At 68.5% G+C, this 25625-nt stretch carries 16 protein-coding genes; 6 read left to right on the forward strand and 10 right to left on the reverse strand.

The window, feature by feature from the left end; translation table 11 throughout:
* The 6 genes from ACGLYG10_RS10250 to ACGLYG10_RS10275 all read right to left on the reverse strand — a co-directional run.
* Nucleotides 1-218: helix-turn-helix domain-containing protein (locus ACGLYG10_RS10250; protein ID WP_139240950.1), on the reverse strand; the 218-nt coding region annotated here is incomplete at its 3' end.
* 390 nt (nucleotides 219-608) lie between these two features.
* Complete coding sequence (gene trpA / locus ACGLYG10_RS10255) at nucleotides 609-1478, reverse strand: tryptophan synthase subunit alpha (RefSeq protein ID WP_073331450.1); 870 nt, start codon at nucleotides 1476-1478, stop codon at nucleotides 609-611.
* Between the two features lies 1 nt (nucleotide 1479).
* Nucleotides 1480-3759: a tryptophan synthase subunit beta gene (gene trpB / locus ACGLYG10_RS10260; protein WP_073331453.1), complete on the reverse strand. Its 2280-nt coding sequence runs from the start codon at nucleotides 3757-3759 to the stop codon at nucleotides 1480-1482.
* Nucleotides 3756-4838, reverse strand: coding sequence for an anthranilate phosphoribosyltransferase (trpD, locus tag ACGLYG10_RS10265; protein ID WP_083565845.1), 1083 nt, complete (start codon nucleotides 4836-4838; stop codon nucleotides 3756-3758). Before trpD ends, trpB (ACGLYG10_RS10260) begins: the two co-directional genes overlap by 4 nt.
* A 75-nt stretch (nucleotides 4839-4913) precedes the next feature.
* Complete coding sequence (locus ACGLYG10_RS10270) at nucleotides 4914-5573, reverse strand: anthranilate synthase component II (protein WP_073331456.1); 660 nt, start codon at nucleotides 5571-5573, stop codon at nucleotides 4914-4916.
* A 1-nt stretch (nucleotide 5574) separates the two neighbouring features.
* Nucleotides 5575-7230, reverse strand: coding sequence for an anthranilate synthase component 1 (locus ACGLYG10_RS10275; RefSeq protein WP_073331459.1), 1656 nt, complete (start codon nucleotides 7228-7230; stop codon nucleotides 5575-5577).
* Between the two features lie 422 nt (nucleotides 7231-7652).
* On the opposite strand from ACGLYG10_RS10275, the gene ACGLYG10_RS10280 reads away from it, so the two are divergent.
* Nucleotides 7653-10694 carry a glycoside hydrolase family 3 C-terminal domain-containing protein gene (locus ACGLYG10_RS10280; protein ID WP_073332034.1) on the forward strand — a complete coding sequence of 1014 codons (3042 nt, stop codon included), beginning with the start codon at nucleotides 7653-7655 and terminating at the stop codon, nucleotides 10692-10694.
* A gap of 42 nt (nucleotides 10695-10736) precedes the next feature.
* Here the strand turns inward: ACGLYG10_RS10280 and trpB (ACGLYG10_RS10285) are convergent, their stop codons facing one another.
* Entirely contained in the window at nucleotides 10737-12062 is a 1326-nt protein-coding gene (gene trpB / locus ACGLYG10_RS10285) for a tryptophan synthase subunit beta (protein ID WP_073331462.1), read from the reverse strand.
* Between the two features lie 369 nt (nucleotides 12063-12431).
* Between trpB (ACGLYG10_RS10285) and ACGLYG10_RS10290 the strand changes: the two genes are divergently transcribed.
* Complete coding sequence (locus ACGLYG10_RS10290) at nucleotides 12432-14837, forward strand: glycoside hydrolase family 3 N-terminal domain-containing protein (RefSeq protein WP_073331464.1); 2406 nt, start codon at nucleotides 12432-12434, stop codon at nucleotides 14835-14837.
* 73 nt (nucleotides 14838-14910) lie between these two features.
* Here the strand turns inward: ACGLYG10_RS10290 and ACGLYG10_RS10295 are convergent, their stop codons facing one another.
* Complete coding sequence (locus ACGLYG10_RS10295; RefSeq protein WP_073331466.1) at nucleotides 14911-15696, reverse strand: hypothetical protein; 786 nt, start codon at nucleotides 15694-15696, stop codon at nucleotides 14911-14913.
* Between the two features lie 255 nt (nucleotides 15697-15951).
* Here ACGLYG10_RS10295 and ACGLYG10_RS10300 point away from each other — a divergent pair, with 255 nt between their 5' ends.
* The 4 genes from ACGLYG10_RS10300 to ACGLYG10_RS10315 all read left to right on the forward strand — a co-directional run bounded on the left by ACGLYG10_RS10300 (nucleotide 15952) and on the right by ACGLYG10_RS10315 (nucleotide 23341).
* Nucleotides 15952-18864: a glycoside hydrolase family 3 protein gene (locus ACGLYG10_RS10300; RefSeq protein WP_073331469.1), complete on the forward strand. Its 2913-nt coding sequence runs from the start codon at nucleotides 15952-15954 to the stop codon at nucleotides 18862-18864.
* A gap of 122 nt (nucleotides 18865-18986) precedes the next feature.
* Nucleotides 18987-21404, forward strand: a complete 2418-nt coding sequence (locus tag ACGLYG10_RS10305) for a glycoside hydrolase family 3 C-terminal domain-containing protein (protein WP_073331471.1) — start codon at nucleotides 18987-18989, stop codon at nucleotides 21402-21404.
* A gap of 86 nt (nucleotides 21405-21490) precedes the next feature.
* Complete coding sequence (locus tag ACGLYG10_RS10310; RefSeq protein ID WP_073331474.1) at nucleotides 21491-22132, forward strand: hypothetical protein; 642 nt, start codon at nucleotides 21491-21493, stop codon at nucleotides 22130-22132.
* Nucleotides 22133-22252: 120 nt separating this feature from the next.
* Complete coding sequence (locus ACGLYG10_RS10315; RefSeq protein ID WP_170866504.1) at nucleotides 22253-23341, forward strand: glycosyltransferase family 2 protein; 1089 nt, start codon at nucleotides 22253-22255, stop codon at nucleotides 23339-23341.
* A gap of 108 nt (nucleotides 23342-23449) precedes the next feature.
* Here ACGLYG10_RS10315 and ACGLYG10_RS10320 read toward each other — a convergent pair whose 3' ends face one another.
* Nucleotides 23450-24787 (reverse strand): GHKL domain-containing protein, encoded by a 1338-nt coding sequence (locus ACGLYG10_RS10320; RefSeq protein WP_083565846.1) that lies wholly within the window; start codon nucleotides 24785-24787, stop codon nucleotides 23450-23452.
* Nucleotides 24784-25524: a LytR/AlgR family response regulator transcription factor gene (locus ACGLYG10_RS10325; RefSeq protein ID WP_073331480.1), complete on the reverse strand. Its 741-nt coding sequence runs from the start codon at nucleotides 25522-25524 to the stop codon at nucleotides 24784-24786. The genes ACGLYG10_RS10320 and ACGLYG10_RS10325 overlap by 4 nt, the downstream gene beginning before the upstream one ends.
* Nucleotides 25525-25625 lie beyond the last annotated feature (101 nt).

A 25625-nucleotide genomic window follows, 5' to 3' on the forward strand; every position in this document is an offset into this window, starting at 1 on the left:
ACCTGCTCATCCCAACGGCGCGCCGGGTGCAGCGGCGCCCTGGAATGGGCGACTAGCGCCGCCCCCGGTCCCTCCTGCTCGGCCCGCTTACGGATCCGGTAGAACGAGGACTTCGAAACCCCCACCTGCCGGCAGAACTCCTCCACGCTCACACCCGCAACCCGCGAGTCGAACTCAATGATGCGCTGACGCTTGAACGGCGAAACTGCATAACCCATCCCCCAACCCAACCCCACCCACACCGCCCCAGAATCTCACTACTTCTGACACTCCCAGATGTCATGAGATCCAACAGTCCCAGAAGTCATGAGACAACACAGTACCCCTACCGTACGAACCGTCGCCGGATGTGCCGAACCGTCGACCGCAACGTACGAACTGTCAATGGAACGCACGAACCGTCAGGCGAAGGCGTGAACGTTGACCCGAACGCACGAGCCGTCGTGCCTGGCCCACCGTGCTCCAACGCGCACCCCCACCAATCGCGCCACGCGCCGCGCAACCGGCACGCGCGCGCCAACCACACCCGGTGAACCAACACCCATCAGCCCACCACACCCACAAGCGCGAAGAGCCACGTAACTTCGACCGACCTCGGCACGTAACATCTACCGATCTCGGCGGGTGGCGGCCTTCATGGTGGCGACGAAGTCGCGCAGCTCGCCCTGGAGCGATTCCAGGGCAGCGGCGTACTCGGGGGAGTCCTCGCCGGACTCCTGCGCCAGGCGGGCCAGCGTCGGCACGTGGGACTCGATGATCTTCACGGTCGCCGATCCGGAGATGGCCCCGTCGGCGCCCGCGGCAATCGCCTCGGCCACCTGCTCGGGGCCGGAGATGCCGAAGCCCAGCATCACCGGTGCGGCCGCATCCTGCCGCAGCCGCGCCACCGACTGCGCCAGGCCCACGGTGGAGGAGGCACGCTCGGTCCCGGTCACCCCGGCCCGGGAGACCGCGTACACGTAGCCGCGGGAGGCCTTGGCCACCGCGTCGAGGGTCTGGGCGGTCGCCGACGGCGGGGCGATGTACACGGCGTCAATCCCGGCGGCCTCGGCGGCGGCGGAGAACTCCGCCGACTCGCGCACCGGCACGTCAGGCAGCAGCACCGAGTCGATGCCGGCAGCGGCGCAGCGGGCGTAGAACTCCTCCAGGCCGATCGCGAAGGGCACATTGCCGTAGATGAGCATGCCGATGGGCAGCTGAGGGTGGCGTGCACGCACGCGCGCCACCACCTCCAGACAGTCGGTGAAGCTCACCCCGGCGTTCAGCGCGCGCAGGTGTGCTCGCTGGATCGTCGGCCCGTCGGCCACCGGGTCGGAGAAGGGCGTGCCCAGCTCCAGGGCATCAGCACCGCCGTCGATCAGCGCCTCGATAATCGCCTCCGAGGCTGCGGGAGTGGGGTCGCCGACCATGACGAAGGGCACGAAGGCGCCCTCACCGGCGTCGGCCAGGCGGGAGAACATGGCGGGATAACGGCTCATCTCAGGCCTCCTCAGGCTGGTGAGTCGGCGCTGCCGACTCTGCGTTCGCCCCGGCACGTGCCAGCGACAGGTACTCGGTGCGCTTGCCCATCTGCTCCACCATGGCGGCGGCCCGGGCGACGGCGGAGTCCGCGGAGAAGCTGCCGCCCAGGCGCATGCGCACCTGCTCCAGGTCCTTGTCCCCGCGCCCGGACAGGCACACCAGCAGGTGCGGTGTGGAGGCGTCGGGCGGCGTCTCGCGGGCGATCTTGAGGGCCTGGGCGAGTGCGTGGGCGGATTCCAGGGCCGGGATGATGCCCTCCCAGCGGCTCAGCAGCCGGAAGGCCTCCACCGCCTCGTCGTCGGTGATCGCAACGTACCGGGCCCGCCCGGAATCGGCCAGCCAGGCGTGCTCGGGCCCGACGCCGGGGTAGTCCAGCCCCGCCGACACGGAGAAGGACTCCTCCACCTGCCCCTCCGGGGTGCGCATCAGATAGCTGCGTGCCCCGTGCAGGATGCCGGTGGTGCCGTTGTTGATGGGGGCACCGTTGCGGGGCGTGTCCAGCCCCTCGCCGGCCGGCTCCACGCCGATCAGGCCGACGCCGACGTCGTCGATGAACTCGGAGAACATGCCGATCGCGTTCGAGCCGCCGCCCACGCAGGCGATCACCTGATCGGGCAGGCGCCCGGTCAGGGCCAGGATCTGGGCACGCGCCTCAAGGGAGATGCAGCGGTGGTACTCGTGCACGATCGTGGGGAAGGGGTGCGCGCCTGCGGCCGTGCCCAGCAGGTAGTGGGTGGTGGCGAAGGAGGCGGTCCAGTCGCGCAGGGCCTCGTTGACGGCGTCCTTCAGGGTGCCGGCGCCGCTGGCCACGGGCACCACCCGCGCCCCCATCAGCTCCATGCGCTCCACATTGGCGGCCTGCCGCACCACATCGGTGGCGCCCATGTAGATGGTGCAGTCCAGGCCCAGCAGCGCGCACACCATCGCGGTGGCGGTGCCGTGCTGGCCGGCGCCCGTCTCGGCGATGATGCGGGTCTTGCCCATGCGCCTGGCCAGCAGTGCCTGCCCCAGCACCTGGTTGCCCTTGTGGGCGCCGCCGTGCACCAGGTCCTCCCGCTTGAGGAAGATGCGGGCGTTGCCCTCGCGGGGCAGGTTGTGCAGCTCCGTCACCGGGGTCGGGCGCCCCAGGTAGCGGCGCATGAGCTCGTCCAGCTCGGCGGCGAAGGACGGGTCCGCCTGGGCATCGATGTAGGCATCCTCCAACTGGTCCAGGGCGGGGATCAGCAGCTCCGGCACGTACTGGCCGCCGTAGGGGCCGAAGTAGGCGCACAAACGCGGGTGCGTGTGGTCGGCGTGCTCCCGCTGCGCCCGGGCGGCGTCCGCCCCGGCCACCCGTTCAGCGGCTTGGGCGGCGTCGCGTGCCTGAAAGCGTTCGGGCACCGGCACGGCGGTGGCCAGCACCTCGGCCACCACGCCCGGGTCGGGCGCCGCCGACAGGGCCGAGCCGATCAGCAGGGCATCCACCTGCCCGGCCAGGCGCCGCACGTCGTCGGCCGTCTCCACCCCGGACTCGCCCACCAGCACCACGCCGGACGGCGCCAGCGGTGCCATCTGCTCCGTGCGGGAGATGTCGGTGGCCAGGGTGCGCAGGTCGCGGTTGTTGATGCCGATCACCTGCGCCCCCAGGGCGGCGGCCCGGTGCATCTCCGCAGGCGTGGACACCTCCGTGAGCACCTCCATGCCCAGCGAGTGCGCCAGCTCCGCCAGCTCGGCGTAGACGTCGTCCGGCACCACCGAGAGCATCAGCAGGATCGCGTCCGCCCCCAGGCTGCGGGCGGCCAGCACCTGCACGGGGTCCACGATGAAGTCCTTGCACAGCACCGGCACGTCCACCGCGCCGCGCACGGCGGCCAGGTCCTCGAAGGAGCCGTTGAAGCGGTCCGGCTCGGTCAGCACGGACACCGCCGCCGCCCACGGCGCGTAGGCGCGCGCCAGCGCGGCCGGGTCGTAGCTGGAGCGGATCGTGCCGCGTGAGGGGGAGGCGGACTTGCACTCCATGATCAGGGCGGGCCGCGGGCTCGCGTGATCGCCGCTGCGGGTGCGCAGGGCGTCGGCGAAGGAGCGCCGGGAGGGCTCCAGCTGCTCGGCGCGCAGGTGCCCGAAGCGGGCGCGCAGTTCGGGCAGGCGCTCGCGCCGTGCGGCCACGATCGCATCCAGGACGGTGCCGGTGGCGATCAGCCGCTCGTCCACCGGACGGCGCTGAGGCCGGGCACCGCCGGCGTTGGGGGCGCCGCTCATCGGGCCTCACCCTCCGCGGCGGCCTTGGTCATGGACTCAAGGTGCTCGGCGACCCGGCCGCTGGCCAGCTGGTCCAGGGCCATGCGGGTGCCGTCGGCCAGGTTGTCTGCCGGACCGGCCAGGTACAGCAGGGCGCCGGCGTTGACGGCGATCGCGTCGCGGTGGGCGGGTTCGCCCCGACCGGCGAAGACCTCCCGCAGCAGGGCGGCGTTCTCCTCCGGCTCGCCGCCCAGCACGTCGGCAAGATCGTAGGTGGACACCCCCAGCTCCTCGGGGGTGACCTCGTAGGCCTTGACCCCGCGCGGGGTGGCCTCCCGCACCTGGGTGGTGCCGTGCACGGCGATCTCATCGGTGCCCGCGCCGTGCACGATCAGGGCGCGCTTGCGGCCCAGCTTGACCATGGTCTCGGCGATCATATCCAGGATGTCCGGGTCGGCCACCCCCATCAGCTGGTAGGTCAGGTGGGCGGGGTTGAGCAGGGGGCCTAGCACGTTGAAGATCGTCGGGGTCGCCAGGGCCTTGCGGATCGGGGCCACGTGCCGCATGGCCGGGTGGTATGCCTGGGCGAACAGGAAGGTGAAGTGGTCACGGGCCAGGATCTCCACGGCACGCTCCGGAGCCACGTCCAGGGGCAGGCCCAGGGCGGCGACGACATCGGCGGCGCCGGTCTTGGAGGACACGGCCCGGTTGCCGTGCTTGGCGACGGATACGCCCATGGAGGCGGCCACGATGCCCGCGCCGGTGGAGATGTTGATGGTGCCCACGCCGTCGCCGCCGGTGCCGACGACGTCCACCAGCGGGAAGGTGACCTCGGGGAAGGGACGGGCGGCGTCGCGGAAGGCGCTCGCGGCGCCGGCCACCTCATCGGCGGTTTCGCCGCGGGCGTGCAGGGCGGCCAGTAGGGCGGCGGTCTCGGCCTCGGACAGGTCTCCGGCGCCGAGCGCGGCGAAGACGATGCCGGTCTCATCCTGGGTCAGGCGCCGGCCCTGGATGACGCCGCGCAGCAGGCGGTGCGCGTCCTCGGCGTCGGCCACCGCGGGGGTATGCATGGCGTTGTTCTCAGCGGGTGCGGGGGTCATGGTGTGCTCCTAAAACAAACAATGGGGTTGATGATTCGGTTTTGAGGAATTGCGTGGGGGTGGGGGCGGCGCCGGTCAGGTGATCGCGGCGGCGGCCAGGCCGGCGGTAAGCGCGTGCAGGATGGTGGGGCCCTGTGGGGTCAGCACGGACTCGGGGTGGAACTGCAGCCCGACGACGGGGCGGGAGCGGTGGCGGGCCGCCATCACAATGCCGGGGCCGGCGGGATCCTCCGCCCCGGTCACCGCCAGTGGCGTGAGCGCCGCGGGCAGGGCGCGCGTGCCCAGGGAGTGGTAGCGGGCCACGTCCAGGCGGCCGTCGGGGAGGGTGCGGAAGGCCGGGTCGGCGCGCCCGGCCTCGGTCAGCTCCACGCGCACGCTGCGGCCGTGCACGGGCCCGACCCGGTCGATGGAGCCGCCGCAGGACTCGACGATCGCCTGGAAGCCCAGGCAGATGCCGAGCGTGGGGATGCCGCGGTCCAGGGCGGCGTCGATCAGTTCCATCAGGTTGCCGGAGGCGCGCGGGTGACCGGGGCCGGGGGACAGGCACAACACCGGGCGCTCGCTGCGGGCCGTTTCGGCGTGTGCGTCGCCACCGACGGCGGGTTCAAGCGCGTTCAACACCGTTGCGGCGGGGGCCGTGTTGCGGTAGACGGCGATATCCGCTCCCAGGGAGGCGAACTGGTCCACCAGGTTGTAGACGAAGGAGTCGCGGTTGTCGAGCAGGACTACGCGCATTTCAGCGCATCCCTTCCGGCAGGGCGGCACCATTGCCGGAGTCGATGACGAGCTGGGCTCCCTGGGCGGCGGCGACGGCCGCCAGCACCGCGCTGGCCTTGTGGACGGTCTCGGCGGCCTCGGCGGCCGGCACCGAGTCGGCGACCACGCCGGCCCCGGCCTGCACCAGCGCCGTGCCCCCGCGCACGAAGGCGGAACGGATGACGATGCAGGTATCCAGTTCGCCGTCGCCCCGGAAGTAGCCGACCGAGCCGCCGTAACTGCCGCGCCGCACCCCCTCGGCGTCGCGGATCAGCTCGGCCGCCCGCAGCTTGGGGGCGCCGGTAAGGGTGCCCATGGTCATGGAGGCGCGGAAGGCGTCCAGCGCATCCAGGTCCGGGGCCAGCTGCCCGGATACCTCCGAGACCAGGTGCATGACCCGGCTGTAGCGGTCCACACGCATCAGGTCCCCGACCCGGCGCGTTCCGGGCACGGACACCCGGGCGACGTCGTTGCGGGCCAGGTCCACGAGCATCACGTGCTCGGCGACCTCCTTGGCGTCGGTACGCAGCTCAAGTTCCAGGCGCGTGTCCAGCTCGTGGCTGATCCCCCCGCCCGGGACCAGTCCGCGCGGGCGGGTGCCGGCGATCGGGCGAATGGCGACCTGTCCGGTCTTGGCCGAATGCAGTAGGGCGGACTCGGGGGAGGCGCCGAGCAGCTCGAAGTCGGGAGCGCCCACGTAGAACATGTACGGGCTCGGGTTGGACTCGCGCAGCGCATGGTAGGCGGCCAGCGCGTCCGGGCAGGGCAGGGTGAAGCCGCGGGCGGGCACCACCTGGTACACGTCCCCGGCGACGATCGACTCCTTCATGGACTCCACCACGGCGGCGTAGTCGGCGTCGGACTGGGTGGGGGCGGCATGCAGGACCGGGTGGGCGGCCTCCTCAGCGGCGTCCTGCGGGGCGGGGGGTGGCGTGGCCGTGTCCCCGGCGGCGAAGGCGTCCGCGGCGGCGGCCAGTGCGTCCAGGCGTGCGGCGAGACTCGCGGCATCCACCGAGGCACCCACCAGGGTCGCCACACGGGTGGGGTGGTCGATCACCAGGATGATGCGGGCGTCGTAGAACAGGTAGTCGGGGCAGGTGTTGGCGCCCATGGCGACCTCGGGCAGCGTCTCGAAGGTCGCCAGGTAGTCGAAGGCGAAGACTCCCGCCTCCAGCGGCAGGTGCGGGTGATCCACGTCGGCCGCAGCCAGCGCGCGCAACGGCTCGATGGTGGAGGTCGCCTTGAGGCGCTCGCGCTCCTCCAAATCGTTCGCGACGGGCGGGAAGGTGAGGGTGAGGCTGTCCGCGGCGTCGTCGGTGACGTGGGCGGCCAGGGCGGTGCGCAGCCGGTCCAGGGCGGCGGCGCCGTCGGCGGGCGCCTGGGGGAGGACCTCGGCGACGACGGCGTTGCCGTGGCAGGTCAGGCGGGTCGAGGACTCCAGGACGGCGATCGTCGTGCGGGAGGCCTTGGTGGCGATGTCCACCGACTCCAGCAGGACGGTGTCCAGCGGCCGCGGCTCGCCGGTGTCCGCCGTGGTGGCGATCAGGCCGGTGCGGGCCAGGTGCTCCAGCAGGGTGCCGCCGTCGTGCTGGTAGCGCACCGACCGCGTCAATACGGAGGGTGGGGGAAGCGTCATCGGTTGCCTTCCTGTTCGTGCCACCGGTGGGATTCGCCCCGTATGCGAAGAGCCCGCCAGGTGACGAGCTCTTGTGATCCGGCGCCGGCTATGCGGCGTGAGTGGCTCGCCCATTGGGGAGCCACCACCACTGGCTGGTGCGGAACGCGGTCATGGCGGCAGGTTAGACCGGCGTGCGGGACGGGCCAAATCGGTGACACGTGGTGAGACGGGCCGGGCGGACGGAGAACAGGCAGAACATGCGCTCGGGCCGACAAATTGTGCGGCATCGGGCCCGGGCATGTGATCGGAGCCATAAAGTCTTGGGTGCCAACGATGGCCCGCTCGCCGCCGCGCCGACGACCGACGCGCTCCCGCCGAGCCGCAAGCCCCTCTGGGCACGACCCGAACGACCCGAACCCAACCTGTCCAAGGAGACCATTGTGCTCCAGCTCATCATCAACATCCTGACGCCGATCCTCGGCGGCATGGGAGTCTCATCGGCCGACGTCGAAACGTATGTGCACAACTGCGCCGGCTACATCTACGCGCTCCTCGCCATCATCCTGGTTGCGATCGCGGTGGCGATCGGCGCCCACTGGCTGGCCAAGAAGGGGGACCGGCACCTGTGGCGCTGGGGCGCCGGCCTGACCGCCGTCGTGGCCGTCGTCGTGATCGGCAATCTGGTGGTCTTCGGTCCCCTGTACTCGACCGTTTCCATCCTCGTCAACGCGCGCGGATCGGTGTCCGACGCCTCGCGCGCCGCGTCGGAGGAGATCATCGGCCGCGTCGGCGACGAGGGCTTCGTCCTGGCCGAGAACGACGACGACCTGCTGCCACTGCCCGCCGAGACCACCAGCCTCAACGTCTTCGGGTGGGCCTCCACCGTCCCGATCTACGGCGGCACCGGCTCCGGCGCCGCCGACATGTCCAACGCGACCGGCGTCCTGGACTCCCTGCACGACGCCGGCTACACAACCAACGACACGCTGACCTCGCTGTACACCAGCTACCGGGACAGCCGTGAGGTCCAGGAGACCGGCACGATCGGTTTCACCGACTGGACCCTGCCGGAGCCGACCGCCGACGCCTACACCGACGAGGTGCTGGACGAGGCCAAGAGCTTCTCCGACACCGCCGTGGTGGTCCTGTCCCGCTCCGGCGGTGAGGGACAGGACCTGCCCACCGACATGAAGGCCGTGATCGACGGCGACTACGCCAAGATGGCCGAGACGGTGGCCGGCGGCAACGAGCGCTACTCCTACTTCAACGCCGAGTACACCAACAACGGCGACTACGACGACTTCGAGGCGGGCGAGCACTACCTGCAGCTGTCACGCACCGAGAAGGACATGCTGCAGATCGTCAACGACAACTTCTCCCAGGTGATCGTGCTGATCAACTCCAACAACACGATGGAGCTGGACTGGCTGGACGACTACCCCTCCATCAAGTCCGTGCTGCTCGCCCCCGGAACCGGCCAGAACGCCATGGGGGCGCTGGGGCGCATCCTGTCCGGCGAGGTCAATCCCTCCGGGCACACCGTGGACATGTTCGTCAACGACCTGACCGCCACGCCCGCCTACAACAACTATGGCAACTTCACCTACACGAATGTGGATGACCTGGTGGAGCAGTACACGGCCGCCGATCCCGGATTCCAAGGTGTACTCGGCCGCGTGAGCTACAACGAGGGCATCTACGTCGGCTACCGCTACTACGAGACCGCCCACGACGATGCCGTGGAGGGCTTCGACTACGACGCCGCCGTGCGCTACCCCTTCGGCTACGGGCTGTCCTACACCGACTTCACCCACGAGATCACCGCCTTCAATGCTGACGGGGACGACGTGCAGGTGACGGTGACCGTCACGAACACCGGCGACGTGGCCGGCAAGGACGTGGTCGAGCTGTACTCCACGCCGCCGTACACCGATGGTGGCATCGAGAAGGCCTCCGTGAACCTGGTCGACTTCGCCAAGACGGAGCTGCTCGATCCCGGTGCCACCCAGGCGATCGACTTCGTGATTCCCAAGGAGGAGCTCGCATCCTACGACTCCTCCGCCCTGAAGACGGCCGACGGCGGCTACGTGCTGGAGGCCGGCGAGTACACCATCTCCGCGCGCTCCGACTCCCACACCGTGTTGGACTCCGAGACCTTCACGGTGGACGCCGACGTGGACTACTCCGCCGAGGGACGCGCCTCCGACTTCGAGGTCGCCACAAACCGCTTCGAGGACTACTCGGCGGGCGGCGTCACCTATCTCTCCCGCGCCGGCGGATTCGCCAACTATGACGAGGCCACCGCCGCGCCGAGTGCCGAGGACCTGACCATGACCGAGGAGGAGAAGGCCTTCATCGACTCCTACTCGGTGGCCAACTACAACCCGGCCGATCATGAGGATCCCGATGCGGTCATGCCCACGACCGGTGCGGACGGCGACCTGAGCCTGCGAGATATGACCGGCTTGGCCTACGACGATGAGCAGTGGGAACAACTGCTGGACCAGCTCACCGTCGAGGAGATGTCCGAGCTGGTCGCCGTCGGCGGCTTCCAGACCGTTGGCATTGGCTCCATCGACAAGCGGGCCACGCTCGACTCCGACGGGCCCGCCGGCCTGAACGACTGGGTCATCGGCGTGATGGGCACCCCCTACCCGGCCGAGGTGCTCATCGCCCAGACCTGGAACACCGAACTGGCAGGTGAAGTCGGCGGAGGCATCGCCCAGGAGTACGCCGACGCCCACATCTACGGCTGGTACGGCCCCGCCATGAACACCCACCGCACCGCCTTCGGCGGGCGCAACTTCGAGTACTACTCGGAGGACGGCGTGCTCGCCGGCAGGATCGCCTCGGCAACCACCAACGCGGCGGCGGCCAAGGGCGTGTACGGCTACATCAAGCACTTCGTGATGAACGACCAGGAGATCAACCGCTGCACGCTGCTGCAGACCTACGCCACCGAGCAGACCATGCGGGAGATCTACATGAAGCCCTTCGAGATCGTGGTGAAGAACCGGGCGGAGGGGCCGTACGCGGTGATGTCCTCCTTCAACTTCATCGGCAACCGGTACGCCGGCGCCAACGCGGACCTGCTCAACGGCGTCCTGCGGGACGAGTGGGGCTTCGAAGGCATGGTGCTGACCGACTGGTACGGCTCCTACGGCTACCAGATCACCATGGACTCGGTGCTCAACGGCAACGACATCATGCTGGGCATGGGTTCCCAGGCCCGCTCCGAGATTGAGAACCCGGACTCGCCGACCATGGTGACAGCGCTGCGGCAGGCCTCGAAGAACGTGCTGTACACGGTGGCCAACTCCGGCAACTACACCGTGGAACCCGACGACAGCGGCCTGGACCGGCTCACCACCATGGCGATCATCATCGATGCGGTGACCGGTCTGCTGTGCGTGGGCGCGATGACCGCCGTCGTGTTGCGGTGGCGTTCCAAGCGGGCCAAGGCCCGGGCGAGCGCCGACTGAGAATACGGCGCCGATCAGGCAGGTGCGCGGGTACCTCGTCCGTCAGGACAGGTGCTCGCGCACCTCGTCCATGTCCTTGTCGCCGCGGCCGGACAGGTTCACCAGCAGGAGCGGTTCGGTGGCGTCGGGGTGGTCGGTCTCGGCGTATTCGCGGGCCAGTTTGAGTGCCTGGGCGACGGCGTGTGCCGACTCCATGGCCGGGATGATGCCCTCGTGGCGGCTCAGCAGACGGAAGGCCTCCAGTGCCTCGGCGTCGGTGACGGCCACGTACTCGGCCCGCCCGGTGTCGGCCAGGTAGGCGTGCTCCGGCCCCACCGAGGGGTAGTCGAGTCCGGCGGAGACCGAGTGTGAGGGCAGGACGCTGCCGTCGTCGTCGAGCATGACGAAGGAGCGCATGCCGTGCAGCACCCCGGTGCGGCCGGCGTTGATGGGGGCGCCGTGTTCGCCGCTGTCCAGTCCCCGTCCGGCCGGCTCCACGCCGATCAGCCGCACCGATGGGTCATCCAGGTAGGCGGCGAAGGCGCCGATCGCGTTGGAGCCGCCGCCCACGGCGGCAATGACGGCGTCGGGCAGGGCGCCGTAGCGTTCCAGCACCTGGCGGCGGGACTCGGCGGAGATGACCTCTTGGAAATGCCGCACGATCGTGGGGAAGGGGTGCGGCCCGGTGGCCGAGCCCATCAGGTAGAAGGTGTCCTCCAAGCGGGTGCACCATTCGGCGAGGGCGGCGTCGATCGCATCCTTCAGGCCCGCTTGTCCGGCGGTCACCGGCACCACGGTGGCCCCCATCAGCTCCATGCGCTCCACGTTGGGGCGCTGCCGCTCCACGTCGTGCGCACCCATGTAGATGGTGCATTCCATGCCCATCAGCGCGGCCACCATGGCGGTGGCGGTGCCGTGCTGACCGGCGCCGGTCTCCGCGATCAGCCGTCGCTTGCCCATGCGCCTGGCCAGCAGCGCCTGACCGAGCGCGTTGTTGCCCTTGTGGGCCCCGCCGTGAGCCAGGTCCTCCCGCTTCAGTAGGATGCGGGCGCCGCCGGTCAGCGGCAGGTGACGGCACTCGAAGACGGGTGTCTCGCGCCCCAGGTAGGTTGCCCGCAGGTCCGCAAGCTCGGCCTCGAAGGCTGGGTCCGCGACGGCCTCGGTGTAGGCGGCCTCGAGTTCGTCGAGCGCGGGCAGCAGTTCGGCGGGGACCTCCTGGCCGCCGAAGCGACCGAAGTAGGCGGGTAGAAGCGTGTGGCGCGGAGTGTCGGTGCCGGGTGCGGGCGGAGTGTAGCCGGGCGCGTCGGGTCCGAGCGGCCCGGTCGGCACACGGTTGGCGGTGGGGGCCGCCCCGGGAAGGGCGGTTTCTTGGTCTGCGGGGGTGCGCATGGGTGCCTCCTTGCTGTCTCCAGCGCTCGACGGCGGTCGCGTGCGTGAGGGTAAGGGCGCCGCGGGCGGTGGGCAAAAGGAATCCCGGGCGTCTCACATGACGGGACAACGGCCCGGGTGGTGGATTGGATGCAGTTTATGCGCCGCGACCGACAGTTCCTGCTGTAGTCCGCCGCAGGAATGGGCTGTGACTCATACGATGAGGGAGTTCGGGCATCCCCGGCGACGGTGCCGCTGCGTCCCGAGACTTCACAACCGCGGTGAGGAGTTCGTCGTCGGTACGTCTCCGGCAGACTCGCCCGAACGCGCGGCCCCACCTCCCACCGGGGCGGGCCGCTGAGCCCTGAAGTACCCTGCAAGGAGAGATCAATGAGGATCACATGTGGAAGGAGCCTAGCCGCCGTTGCCGTGGCTGCGGCTCTGGCATTGACAGGATGCACCTCCGGCGGTTCCACCGCCGACGCGACCGCATCCTCGAACCTGGAGAACAACGGCAACACCTACATCACTCAGGAACTGGACGATGGTCAAACCAGGTTCACCAGAGTCGTCAACCCCAACGGGGGCCAGGTACTGAGCTACTCGGCCGACGGCGGCATGACCATCATTGAGCAGGTTGAGGGCGAGTACACCTATGCCTTCAAGGACTTCAACGGCAACGGCGAGCTCGACCCCGCCGAGGATTGGCGGCGGACGGGGAGCGAGCGGGCCGCCGACTACGCCACCGGCCTGTCCAAGGAGCAGATGGCCGGGCTGATGCTCTTCTCCGCTCATGAACGCGCGCCCGAGGACGGGTTGACCGCCGAACAACAGCAGTACCTGTCCGAGTCCTACCTGCGGGCAGTGCTGAACGCGGGCGGTTCGGACGTGACCGCCAACGTGCAGTGGGTCAACCAGATGCAGGCCTACGTGGAGACTCTCGCCTCCGCCGACACCCCCTACATCCCGGTCAACTTCTCCTCCGATCCGCGTTCGGACGCCTCCGGTGACGGCGCCTTCACGGGGGTTGGTGAGATCTCCAGCTGGCCCGGATCATTGGGGCTGGCCGCCACCTTCGATCCCGACACGGTGCTCCAGTTCGGGCAGATGGCCTCACAGGAGTATCGGAGCCTCGGTATCGGTACGGCCCTGTCCCCACAGATCGACCTGGCCACGGAGCCCCGGTGGCTGCGCGTGTCCGGAACCTTTGGTGAGGACGCCGAGATGGCCGGGGCAATGGCCGCCAACTACGTGGCCGGCTTCCAGGGCACGTACACGCAGGACGGCGGCGAGGGCGACTGGGGCACGGACTCGGTGGCGACCATGATCAAGCACTGGCCCGGTGACGGCGCCGGCGAGGGCGGGCGCGAGTCCCACACCAATGCCGGCAAGTACGAGGTCATGGTTGGGGGCAACTCCGCCGAGCACCGGTCGGTGTTCCAGCAGGCGCTGGAATCTTCGGCCGTGATGACTTCCTACTCGATCACCCTGAACGCCGAAGGCGAGCCCGAGTACACCCAGCGGATGGGCTCCTCCTATGACGACGGTAAGCTCTCCGAGCTGCGTGATGACAACGCCTACGAGGGCGTCGTCGTCACCGACTGGGGAGTCACCCGCGCCACCACCGACCCCGACGATCCGGTTATCGCCACCGGCTGGGGTGCGGAGGACCTGAGCGTCGAAGAGCGTCACTTCCAGATCATCAAGAACGGTACCGACATGTTCGGCGGCAACAACGACGCGGCCCCCGTACTGGCGGCCTACGACCTATGGCAGGAGGCGTATGAGGCCGGGGAGTTGGACATCGACGCCCAGACCCGCTGGCAGCAGTCGGCGGCGCGCATCCTGGCCATGTCCTTCAACATCGGCGCCTTCGATGACCCGTTCCTGGATCTGGCCGCGTCCCAGGCACAGGTGGGATCGCAGGACAAGGTGACGGCCGGCCAGGAAGCTCAGCTCAACTCCGTCGTGACCCTCAAGAACGACGGCGCCATCACCCTGGATCCGGAGGCGGACTTCTCCGACAAGACGGTCTACATCCCGCAGACTTACGACACTGGATTCAACAGTGCCTTCAGCGAGGCCGAGTACACCGAGGGACCCTCCCTCGACGTGGAGGTCGCCGAGCAGTATTTCGGCAAGGTCGTCACAGACGAGGTCGAATACGACGCCGACGGACACGTCACCGGCTATACGGCGCCCGACCTGACCGATGTGGACCTGGTGCTCGTGGGCATGCGCTCGCCGATCAACGGCACCAGCTTCTCCAAGGCCGGCTGGAACGAGGAGGAGGACAGCTGGTACCCGCTCTCCCTCCAGTACGGCACCTATACCGCCGATGGGGAAAACGTCCGACGCACCTCCATCTCCGGGGACATCCTCGACGACGGCGGCCGGGAGGACCGCTCCTACTACGGAGCCACCTCGGCGATCTCCAACGCCGCCGACCTGGACGCCTTCAACCGGGCCGCTGACGCGGTGGACGCCTCGGACCGGGACATCCCCGTCGTCGTGGCGCTCAAGGCCACGAACCCGGTGGTTCCCGCAGAGTTCGAGGCTCGCGCCGACGCCATCGTCGTGGGTTTCGGAGTCGCCGACGAGGCCCTGATCAGGATCGCGCTGGGCCTGCACGAGTCCAACGGCCGCCTGCCCATCCAGTTCCCCGCGGATATGGACACCGTGGAGGCCAACCAGGAGGACGTCCCGAAGGACTTGACCCCCTACACCGACTCCGCGGGCAACGCCTATGACTACGGTTTCGGCCTGCACCTGGACGGCTCGGTGATTGAGGACTGAGCAAGTGACCTAAGGGGGTGAGGGCGCGCGGGCGTGGGCAGACAACTCTGTCCACGCCCGCGCGAAGGCTCGGCTAGCTCCAGAAAATGGTGTTCACCATATTTGCCCACGCCTCATACTCCGGACCGGTCCAGCCGGTGCCCTCCGGTGCGGCGGGGTCGCGGTGGAAGGCCGCCGGATTGGCGGCCGGCCCCTGGAGCAGCACCTCCCGCAGGGGCTTGGCGCACTGGAAGTTGAGCGCGGACTGCACCCGGTTCAGACCCCGGTTGAGCTCCCGCGGGTCACCCGGACGCTTGCCCGGGAAGCGGCCCTCGGCGGTGGCGCGCAGCAGATAGAGAGCCAGGTTGGGGGCGGAGAACCAGTTCATATTGAGCCGTAGCTTCTGCCCGCGCTGGTTGTAGACGACCGACGAGCGCTGCCCGGTGGTCGTGAAGGAGGCGATCTCCTGATGGGGGATCTGCAGAGGACGGCCGCGCCAGTCGGTACCGGCAATCAGCGTAGGAGCGTCAATGAGGCTGCAATTGCGACAGACGGCCAGGGTATAGCAGCAGTAGCCGATACAGACCAGCGCGAGCGCGGCGATGATCGCTACAGCCTTCAAATCATCAGTCAGGGGCAATGTGACGAAGACGAGGAGCGCCACACCGCAGCCGAACAGGATGACCAGGCCGATTTGGGCCCTCGCGTCGGGGCGCTGGACGGGGTACTCATAGGTGGTTGTCCCCGCCCCGGGCACGGGCTCGGTGATGCGTGCCTTGTCCGGGCGGGCTCCACCGCGCAGGAGGGGTAATGTCAGCAGCACCATGATGATGCTGAGTGCGTAGACGGCGATCATGATGAGTATGCGTGTGGTGCTCATGGATCCTCCTGGGACGCTCGATGATCGCGAGGTGGCCTTGGACTGACGTTTGACAGGTTATGCGCACGAACCGACAGATCGAGCGGTCAAGACGGTGTAGCGGACTGATATCGACCGAGAATACGACTGCATGTCAATGGCCGGTAGTACGCGGTCCCGGACGCCCAGTGGTGGCGGTTCGAGGCCCGTCCCGCCGGTGAGCATCCCCATCCCCCTCGCAATCCCATGCGGGGAACACAGAGAGGTGTCCCGACAGTGTTGTCGATCAACTGGAACGACGTCTGGAACGTGGTGGCGAGCCTGCGGCCGCAACTGATCGCCATCGGCGTGGCGCTGCTGGCGGCGCTCATCATCACGATTGCCGCGCGCAGTCTCAACAAGCCGAGCCGCAAGCTCGTGCGGTCCACCACCTGGATCGTGGCGGTGGTCGCCATCGCGGTTGCCGTGACCGGCATGATGTACGGCGGTCTGAAGACCATCCTTGACCTTTCCTCCGGCTCCGGCACGCTGACCGAGCAAACCAAGGCCTCCGTCGAAGAACTCGGCAACACGATCTCCGACGAGGGCATGGTTCTGCTGAAGAACGACAATGCCGCGCTGCCGCTCGAAGACGGCTCCGCCATCAACGTGCTCGGCTGGGCCTCCACCAACCCCGTCTACGGCGGCACCGGTTCCGGCTCTCTCTCGCCAGACAACCCCACGACCTCTCTGCTGGACGGCCTGCACAACGCCGGATTCGAGACCAACACCGAACTGAGTGACCTCTACAACGACTACCGCGCCGAGCGCCCCGAGGTCGGCATGTTCGCCGCCGACTGGACCCTGCCGGAGCCCACCTCCGAGGCGTACACCGACGCCGTCGTGAGCTCCATCCAGGACTTCTCCGACACCTCGGTGGTGACCATCGCCCGCTCCGGCGGGGAGGGCTTCGACCTGCCACTGGACGTCAACGCCGAGGTCGCCGCCAACGACGCCTTCTCCTACACCGACAACTCCACCACCCAGACCGACTTTGAGGACGGTCAGGGCTACCTGGAACTCACCGCCCCGGAGCGCGACCTCATCCAGCTCGCCAAGGACAACTCCGAGACCGTGGTTGTTGTCTACAACGGCGCCAACGCCTTCGACCTGTCCGATCTGGCCGCCGACCCCGAGATTGACGCCATCATCTGGGCGATCCCCGGCGGTCAGGTGGGCTTCAACGCCCTGGGGCGCATCCTCGACGGCGAGGTGAATCCCTCCGCCAAGACCCCCGACACCTTCGCCGCGGACCTGAAGGCTTCTCCGGCCGCCAACAACTTCGGTGATTTCACCTACACCAACATGGAGGAGTACGGCCAGTCCTCGCCCTTCACCGACGCCACCACGTATCCCGCCTTCGTCAACTATGTGGAGGGCATCTACGTCGGCTACCGCTGGTACGAGACGGCGGCCGTCGAGGGCGTCATCGACTACGACGAGGCCGTCACCTATCCCTTCGGCTACGGCCTGTCCTACACGACCTTCACCCAGGAGATGGGGGATATCAGCCGCGACGCCGACGGCACGATCAGCCTCGACGTGACCGTCACCAACACCGGAGACAGGGCCGGCAAGGACGTGGTGGAGGTCTACTACACCGCGCCCTACACCAATGGCGGTATTGAGAAGTCGGCCGTGAACCTGGCCGCCTACGGCAAGACCGGCCTGCTGGAGCCAGGCGCCTCCGAGACCGTCACCGTCACCTTCGCCGAGGACGACATGGCCTCCTACGACTACCTGAACGCTCGCGCCTATGTGCTCGAGGCCGGCGACTACACCATTTCCCTGCGCTCGGACTCCCACACGGTGATCGACGAGCAGACCCTCACGGTCGATGCGACCATCACCTACGACTCCGACGACAACACGCACAGCGGTGACGCCATCGTCGCCACCAACCAGTTCGACGCCGCCGCCGGTGACGTCACCTACCTCTCCCGGGCGGACTCCTTCGCCAACTACGAGGAGGCCACCGGCGCCCCGGCCAGCCTGGAGATGTCGGAGGAGCACCGGGCGGCCTTCGTCGCCAACTCCAACTACGACTCCACCGCCTTCGATGACGACTCCGACCAGATGCCCACCACCGGCGCCGACAACGGCCTGGTCCTGGGTGACATGTACGGCCTGGACTACGACGATCCCAAGTGGGACCAGCTGCTCGACCAGCTGTCCGTCGCCGACATGAACAGCCTGATCGCCAACGGCGGCTACGGTTCCGTGGCCGTGGACTCCGTTGGCAAGGTGCGTGTGTCCGACGTGGACGGGCCCGCCTCGCTGAACAACAACTTCACCGGCGTCGGCTCCATCGGCCTGCCGTCGGCGGTGTCCGTCGCCGCCACCTGGAACCAGGAGCTGGCGCACGAATTCGGCACCGCCATCGGCACCATGGCCCACGACATGGACGTGTCCGGCTGGTATGCGCCGGCCACCAACACTCACCGCTACGCCTACGCGGGCCGCAACTTCGAGTACTTCTCCGAGGACCCGGTCCTGGCCGGCACCCAGGTCGCCCAGGAGATCCAGGGCGCCAAGGAACTGGGCGTGTACGCCTTCATCAAGCACTTCGCCATGAACGACCAGGAGACCAACCGCACCAACATGCTGGCCACCTGGTCCAACGAACAGGCGATCCGCGAGATCTACCTCAAGCCCTTCGAAATCGGCATCAAGGACGGCGGCGCCGGCGCGGTGATGACCGCCTTCAACTACATCGGCACCACCTATGCCGGAGCACTGCCCGAGCTGCAGCAGACCGTGCTGCGTGACGAGTGGGGCTTCCGCGGCATGACGCTGACGGACTACTTCGCCGGCTACGGCTACCAGAACGCCGACCAGCTCACCCGCAACGGCGGTGACATGATGCTCGCCACCACGGACATCACGGTCAACTCCGTGCAGAACACCTCCGCCACCGGAGTGATCGCCATGCGGGAGTCCGCGCACAACATCCTGTACACCGTCGCCAACTCCTGGATATACCAGGACGGTCAGCCGGATGTGCAGCGGGCCTCCTGGGAGTACCTGACCTGGGGCGTCCTGGCCGTGCTCGGCATCGGCCTGCTCGCGCTCGAGGCACTCGCCATCCGCCGCTACCGGCACCGCCGGGCGGAGGCCACCGCCGCCGTCGAGAGCTCCGAGACGAAGTAATCGGCGCGTGGGGCGGGGCGAGGAGGCCGCTTCTCGCCCCGCCCCAGTCGGCGACCCGCACTGGAGCCACACGCTTCGGTACCCAACCCATTCAGACCACCCGTCAAGGTAAGGAATACGCCGTGACCGTCACCGCCTCGGACCTCACCCTTCTAGAGGCAGCCGCCCTCCTTTCGGGCGCCTCCGAATGGGACTCGCGCGCCCTGCCCCAGCGCGGCATCCCCTCCTTCGTCCTGTCCGACGGGCCGCATGGCGTGCGCCGCCAGCTCGGCAGCGGCGACCACCTAGGCATCGCCGCCTCCGAGCCCGCCACCTGCTTCCCGACGGCGGCCACGGTCGCCAACTCCTGGGACCCGGATCTGGCCGAGCAGATGGGCGCCGCGCTCGGACAGGAGGCACTCGCACTCGGCGTGGACGTACTGCTGGGGCCGGGGATGAACATCAAGCGTTCCCCGCTATGCGGACGCAACTTCGAGTACTACTCCGAGGACCCCATCCTCGCCGGCCGCATGGCCGCCGGCCTCGTCCGCGGCATCCAGTCACGGGGCGTGGCCGCCACCCCGAAGCACTTCGCCGTCAACGGTCAGGAACTGCGCCGCATGGCCTCGGATTCCGTAGTCGACGAGGCCACCATGCGCGAGATCTACCTGACCGCATTCGAGGTCGTCGTGCGCGAGGCGCACCCGCGCGCACTGATGAGCTCCTACAACCGGGTCAACGGCACCTATGCCAACGAGCACCCGCAGCTGCTCACCGACATCCTGCGCCGGGAATGGGGCTTTACGGGGCTGGTGGTCTCCGACTGGGGCGGCTCCAATGACGCCGCGGCGGCCGCCGCGGCCGGCTCCTCCCTGGAGATGCCCGCACCGGGGCTGCACTCCGCACGGGAGGTCGTCGCCGCCGTCGAGGAGGGGCGCATCAGCCGTGAGGCCGTCTACGCGCGGGCCGCCGAGGTCATTGCCATGGCCACGTCCGCGCCCTCGGCCAGGACCGCCCCGGAGGACCGGCCGACCTTCGACGTCGACGCCCACCATGCCCTGGCCCGCCGGGTGGCCGAGGAGTCCATCGTGCTGCTGCGCAATCAGGACGGCATCCTGCCGCTGGCCCCGGGCACACGCGTCGCCGTCATCGGTGACATGGCCTCCACGCCCCGTTACCAGGGCTCGGGCTCCTCGCAGATCAACCCGACCCGGCTGGAGACCACCCTGGAGGAGATTGCCGGTACCGGTCTGGAGCTGGTCGGCTACGCCCAGGGCTACGACCGCCAGGGCAAGCCCGACCAGGCCCTGCTCGACGAGGCGGTCGCCCTGGCCGGGCGGGCGGAGGTGGTACTGGCCTACATCGGGCTGGATGAGCTGTCCGAATCCGAGGGCCTGGATCGCCCCCACATGCGCCTGCCGCAGGCGCAGACCCGGCTGCTTGCCGCCGTCGCCCGTGCCAACCCCAACGTGGTCGCCGTCGTCTCCGCCGGATCCGCGGTGGAAACCGACTGGGAGGAGCACACCCGGGCCGTGGTCCACACCAGTCTGTCCGGGCAGGCCGGTGCCGGCGCCGCACTGCGGGTGCTCACCGGCGCGGTCAACCCCTCCGGCCGCCTGGCTGAGAGCTACCCGGTGCGCTACGAGGACAACCCCACCTCCGCCTGGTTCCCGGCCACGGGGGAGCTCGCCCTGTACAAGGACGGCCCCTACGTCGGCTACCGCTACTACACCACCACCGGCACGCCCGTGGCCCACCCGTTCGGCTTCGGACTGTCATACTCCAGCTTCGAGTACTCCGGGCTGAGCCTGGACAAGGGCGGCGCGCACCTGACGGTCACTAACACCTCCGCCGTCGACGGCACCGAGGTGGTCCAGCTGTACGTCACCGCCCCCGACGGCGTGTGGGGGCCGGACCGCGAGCTGAAGGGCTTCGCGAAGGTCCCCGTGGCGGCGGGGGAGACGGCGACAGTGACCATCCCCTTCGATGACTACACCTTCCGCCGCTACTCGGTGCGCGAGGGGCGCTGGGTGCACCCGGCCGGAACGTGGCGCGTGCGGGTGGGGCGCAACGCCGATGACCTTCCGCTCGAGGCCCCCTGGGAGGTGGACGGCGACCCGGTCGCCCCGGCCGACCCGGCCCTGGGCCACTACCTGGACGGCACCGTCACCGATGCCACCGACGCCGAGTTCGCTGCGCTGCTCGGACGACCTGTGCCGCAGCCGGAGACATCCGGCCGCATCGGCCCCAACAGCCCCATCTCCGACCTCGCCCACGGCCGCAGCCGCATCGGCAAGCTGGCCGTCAAGATCCTGGAACGCCAGAAGGCCAAGGCCGACGCCTCCGGCAAACCCGATCTGAACATCCTGTTCATGCTCAACATGCCGCTGCGCGCCATGGGCAAGATGACCGGCGGCATGGTGTCCGCCGAGATGGTCGACGGCATCGTCGACTTCGCGGGCGGCCGTGGGCTGCACGGCCTGCGCACCATCGTGGGTGGTTTCTTCCGCAACCGGCGCCAGGACAAGGCCACCCAGAGACGGCTTGATGGCCCCCGCTGACTCCGTCGGGCCCGGGGGATACCGGTCCCGCCTCTAATCCATCCAGTTCCCATCGCAAAAAGAGACAACAGAAACCGAGACCACGCATGAAATCGATCACCGCCTGGTGGCACCGCTTCGAGGAGCGGCACGAGACCATCGCCCAGTTCATCGTCTTCTTCATCCTGTCCAACGGCGTGACCCTGCTGCAGCTGATCCTGATGCCGGTGTTCCGGTGGATCTTCGGATTCACCTCGCTCCAGGGCACCACCTTCCAGTTCCTGCCGGTCGGGTCCTCGGGCGGCAGCCCCGTCTACCTGTTCGACTACGTGGCCGGCCCCATCCAGGCCGACGGCTCCGGCGGTGGTCTTGCCTACTTCCTGGCGGTTGAGATCACCCTGCTGATCGCCCAGGTGATCAACTTCTTCGCCCAGCGCTCCATCACCTTCAAGTCGAACTCCTCCATCTGGAAGGCGGCCTTCTGGTATGCGCTGGCCTACGTGGTCATCACCATCGTGGCCGCCGCCCTCCAGGTGCTGTACAAGGAGCCCATCTACTCCTGGTGCAAGGGCACGCTCGGCGCCTCCACCGGTGAGACCGTGGCGGACGTGGTCACCATGATCATCAACGCGGCCATCTCCTTCTGGGTGTTCTTCCCGATCTTCAAGGTCATCTTCAAGCGCGTGCCCGAGGATGCGGACGCACAGTCGGAAGCAGACACCCAGGCCGGGGTGCCGTCGGTACACTGAGCCGGGCACGGTCCGGTAGGGTCATGCACGTCAATCACCAGGAGCGCCTCGGGCGCGGGTCGGGCGACTGCCCGATGACCGCGGTACGCCGGGACTCCGTCTAACAAGGAGATCCGCACGGTGACCGCTAGCCCGCTCATCACGGTCGTAGTCCCCGCGTATAACGCCGAGGACTGCCTGGGCCGTTGCCTGTCCAGTCTCGTGGCGGCAGATGATGGGAGCGGCGCCCTGGAGATCATCGTCGTCGACGACGGTGCCACGGACGGAACCGGCGCCCTTGCCGACGCCTACGCCGCGGCGCACACGGCCATCGAGGTCATCCATCAGGAGAACAAGGGGCACGGCGGTGCCATAAACACCGGGGTCGCCGCGTCCCGGGGTACCTGGCTGAAGGTGTGCGACGCTGATGACGCCATCGATCCCGGCGCCCTGCGCACCCTGCTCGCGGCCCTGCGCTCGTGGCAACGGGACGGCAACGAGCCGGACCTGGTGGTTACCAACTTCGTGTACGTCCGTGAGGGCACGCCCGCCTGGTACCGGCTCAGCCACGGACCCGCCCGCCGGGGCCCGCGGGGGATCAGGCCCGGCCGCCACGTCGTGCGCTTCCGGGGGCTGCTCCCGAGCGGACGCATTGGCGGCTGGGACGACGTCGGACGCTTCCGCCCCGACCAGTACCTCATGATGCACTCCCTCGCCTACCGACGGGAGGTGCTGCAGCGCTCCGGAATGCGGCTGCCCGAGCACTGCTTCTACGTGGACAACCTGTTCGCCTTCGAACCGCTACGCCACGTGCGCACGCTGACCTACCTGGACCTGGACCTGTACTACTACACGGTTGGGCGGGCCGGGCAGTCGGTCGCCGACGACGTGATCGTGGCACGCCTGGACCAGCACGACCGGGTGAACGCGCTCATGCTGGAGGCGATGCCCCACGAGGGCGACGTGCCGAATGCACTGTTGCGCTACCTGGTGCACATCTACACCATGAGCGCGGTGGTGATCACGACCATGGCGCTGCGCTCGGGTACGCCCCGCAATATCGCCATAAAGCAGCAGCTCTGGGAACGTCTGGATGCCACGCGGCCCGACGTGGCCCGGCGGGTGCGCCGCTCCGTCATGGGACGGCTGATGACGCTGCCGGGGCGCCCCGGGGACTGGGTGCCGGTGGCCGGTTACCAGGTGGCTCGCCGAGTACTGGCCCTGAACTGAGAACGGGACCGGAGCCTTCCTTGGGGCCGGGAGTGGGGCTTCACCACACCCCAAACACAGGATCACAACGCCCGACCTCGGTATGTAGCCTCTACAGGTCTCGGTGTGTTACCGATGCCGGTCTCGGTGAGGGAGCGCGATGGGGATCGGCAGCAGTACGCGCAGCATGAAGGTACCTTGTGCACTCTCTTCCGCGGTGACCTGCCCGCCGTAAGCCTCGGCGGCCGCGCGAATGGCGCCGAGGCCGTACCGGTGCGCGCCGCCACTCGCCCCGACGCGCCGTGGGGGCTCGCCGTCGGTGGACATGACCTGCCCGCGCGCCAGCGGATTCTCCACCTCGATCAGTACGAATCCGCGGCGGGTACGCACATCAACACGGATCCACCGGTCGGCGTCCCCGCTGCTTGAGACCGCGTCCAGGGCGTTGTCCAGAGCGGTGCCAACCAGCGTGGCCAGGTCCGCGGCGGCCATGAAGCCGAGCGCGGCACCATCGGCGATCGTGGTCATGGTGACGCCGGCCTCCAGACAGACCTGCTCCCGGTCGGTCAGAATCACATCGAGCACGGGGCTGCCGGTACGCACGAACACCTCGTAGGGGCGCACGGACGCCTCCAGGTCGCCGAGCCGGTCCAGGCGAATCGTGGGGTCCGGCTCTGCCCGCACCGAAGCGATCATATGCCGCAGGTCGTGGTACTTGCGGTTGACGATGTCGATGGCCCGCTTGGAGGTCAGGTACTGCTCGTACTGTGAGCGCAGCAGCGCCTCGGTGCCGGCAAGTTCGAACGAAGCCCGGTTTTGCAGGTCCACCTCCCGCTGGGCGTACAGGATGATGAATCCGCACAGATCCACGAGTGTGCGGATGTAGAAGACCTCGGCTCCCAGCCGCCCGGAGAAGGGGGTGGCCGTGCTGAGGAAACTGAGATTGGACATGGCGAAGGTAATAGCGGCGATTGCCGCCGCCCCGGCCACGGTAGCGGTGGTGGGAACGACCTCGCTGCGGAACCGGGGCCGCTCCAGCAGGTAGACGGCCCCGAGCACGACGCCGTCGACGACGATTGCACAGAGCGCCGCCGGCCGCGTGCCGGCATGCCCGTCGAGGAGGAACACCTCCAGTTGCCACTCGAGGGAGGCAACCAGCTCGGCGGCGACGAAGGCTCGCACCACCAGATAGGTGGAGCGTCGCAGCGACCCGTTCAGCGCCAGGTGCAGGATGCTCCACATGGCGGCGACCGCCCCCAGCATGCCGGCCAGCCACAGCGAGATCGGCAGGCGCGCGGCAAGCACCTGGTAGACGCACAGCGCCGGCAGCGCCGCGGTCATCACGGCGGCCCCGCGGCGTCGGGAGTCCTGCGGCCGCCACGTAGCCAGCACGTACAGCAGGCATGCGCCCCACTCGGCCAGCGCCGTCCACAGTCGGGGGATGTCTGGTAGCGCCTCCTGAATCACGTAAGGGTCCCAGATACGTGCTCGGTCAAGGCGCGCATGAACTCCTTCTTACGGGGACGGGAGATGCGCAGCGCCTCGCCGGTGCTCATAACGGAGTCCTGCTCCCGCACTGCTACCACATGGCGCAGGTTGACGATGTAACAGGAGTTCGAACGAAAGAAGCCGTGGGGCGCCAGCTGCGGCTGCATTTGCTTGAGTGATCCGGTAAGAGTGATGACACCGTCGGTCAGGTGCACGTCCAGGCGGTGACCGGAGGATTCCAGATAGACGATGTCACGCACGTGCACGCGCCGCAGTCCCTGCCCGTCCTTCAGCACGACGCTGGCGTTGTCCTGCCGGCTCAGCATCGCCAGGGCGCGGTTCAGCTCGCGGGCCAGGGAGGCGTAGGGGAAGGGCTTAACCAGGTAGCCGAGGGCGGAGACCTCGTAGCCGTTGATCGCGTACTGCTGTGCGGCGGTGATGAAGATGATGATGACGTCCGGGTCGGTACGACGCACTGCGCGGGCGAGCGCCAGGCCGTCGGTTCCCTCCATCCGGATATCCAGCATGAGGATGTCGTAGACCGGACGGAACCCGTCCAGTAGGGCCTGCCCGTCGTCGAACACGGATATTCGCAGTTCCAGTTCTCGCTCGCGCCCGAAGCGGTCGAGGTAGTCGGACAGGACACGGCGGTGCCGGGCATCGTCTTCAACGACGCCAACGCGGAGTACGGGAGTCGAGCTCGTATTCACTTTCATTGGTGGCTTTATGGTGGTGCTTGGGTACTGTTACCGGAGCGAGGGGAGCTTGACGGAAGGCGGCGTGTCAGGGCCGCGCGTTCGAAGGAGCGCCGAAAGTA

Source organism: Actinomyces glycerinitolerans (assembly GCF_900098745.1).
GTDB lineage: Bacteria > Actinomycetota > Actinomycetes > Actinomycetales > Actinomycetaceae > Actinomyces > Actinomyces glycerinitolerans.

Excerpts from the sequence above, each read along its gene's own strand:
- trpA (WP_073331450.1), bottom strand. The coding sequence starts at position 1,478 with ATGAGCCGTTATCCCGCCATGTTCTCCCGCCTGGCCGACGCCGGTGAG.
- trpB (WP_073331453.1), bottom strand. The coding sequence starts at position 3,759 with ATGAGCGGCGCCCCCAACGCCGGCGGTGCCCGGCCTCAGCGCCGTCCG.
- trpD (WP_083565845.1), bottom strand. The coding sequence starts at position 4,838 with ATGACCCCCGCACCCGCTGAGAACAACGCCATGCATACCCCCGCGGTG.
- ACGLYG10_RS10270 (WP_073331456.1), bottom strand. The coding sequence starts at position 5,573 with ATGCGCGTAGTCCTGCTCGACAACCGCGACTCCTTCGTCTACAACCTG.
- ACGLYG10_RS10275 (WP_073331459.1), bottom strand. The coding sequence starts at position 7,230 with ATGACGCTTCCCCCACCCTCCGTATTGACGCGGTCGGTGCGCTACCAG.
- trpB (WP_073331462.1), bottom strand. The coding sequence starts at position 12,062 with ATGCGCACCCCCGCAGACCAAGAAACCGCCCTTCCCGGGGCGGCCCCC.
- ACGLYG10_RS10290 (WP_073331464.1), top strand. The coding sequence starts at position 12,432 with ATGAGGATCACATGTGGAAGGAGCCTAGCCGCCGTTGCCGTGGCTGCG.
- ACGLYG10_RS10295 (WP_073331466.1), bottom strand. The coding sequence starts at position 15,696 with ATGAGCACCACACGCATACTCATCATGATCGCCGTCTACGCACTCAGC.
- ACGLYG10_RS10310 (WP_073331474.1), top strand. The coding sequence starts at position 21,491 with ATGAAATCGATCACCGCCTGGTGGCACCGCTTCGAGGAGCGGCACGAG.
- ACGLYG10_RS10325 (WP_073331480.1), bottom strand. The coding sequence starts at position 25,524 with ATGAAAGTGAATACGAGCTCGACTCCCGTACTCCGCGTTGGCGTCGTT.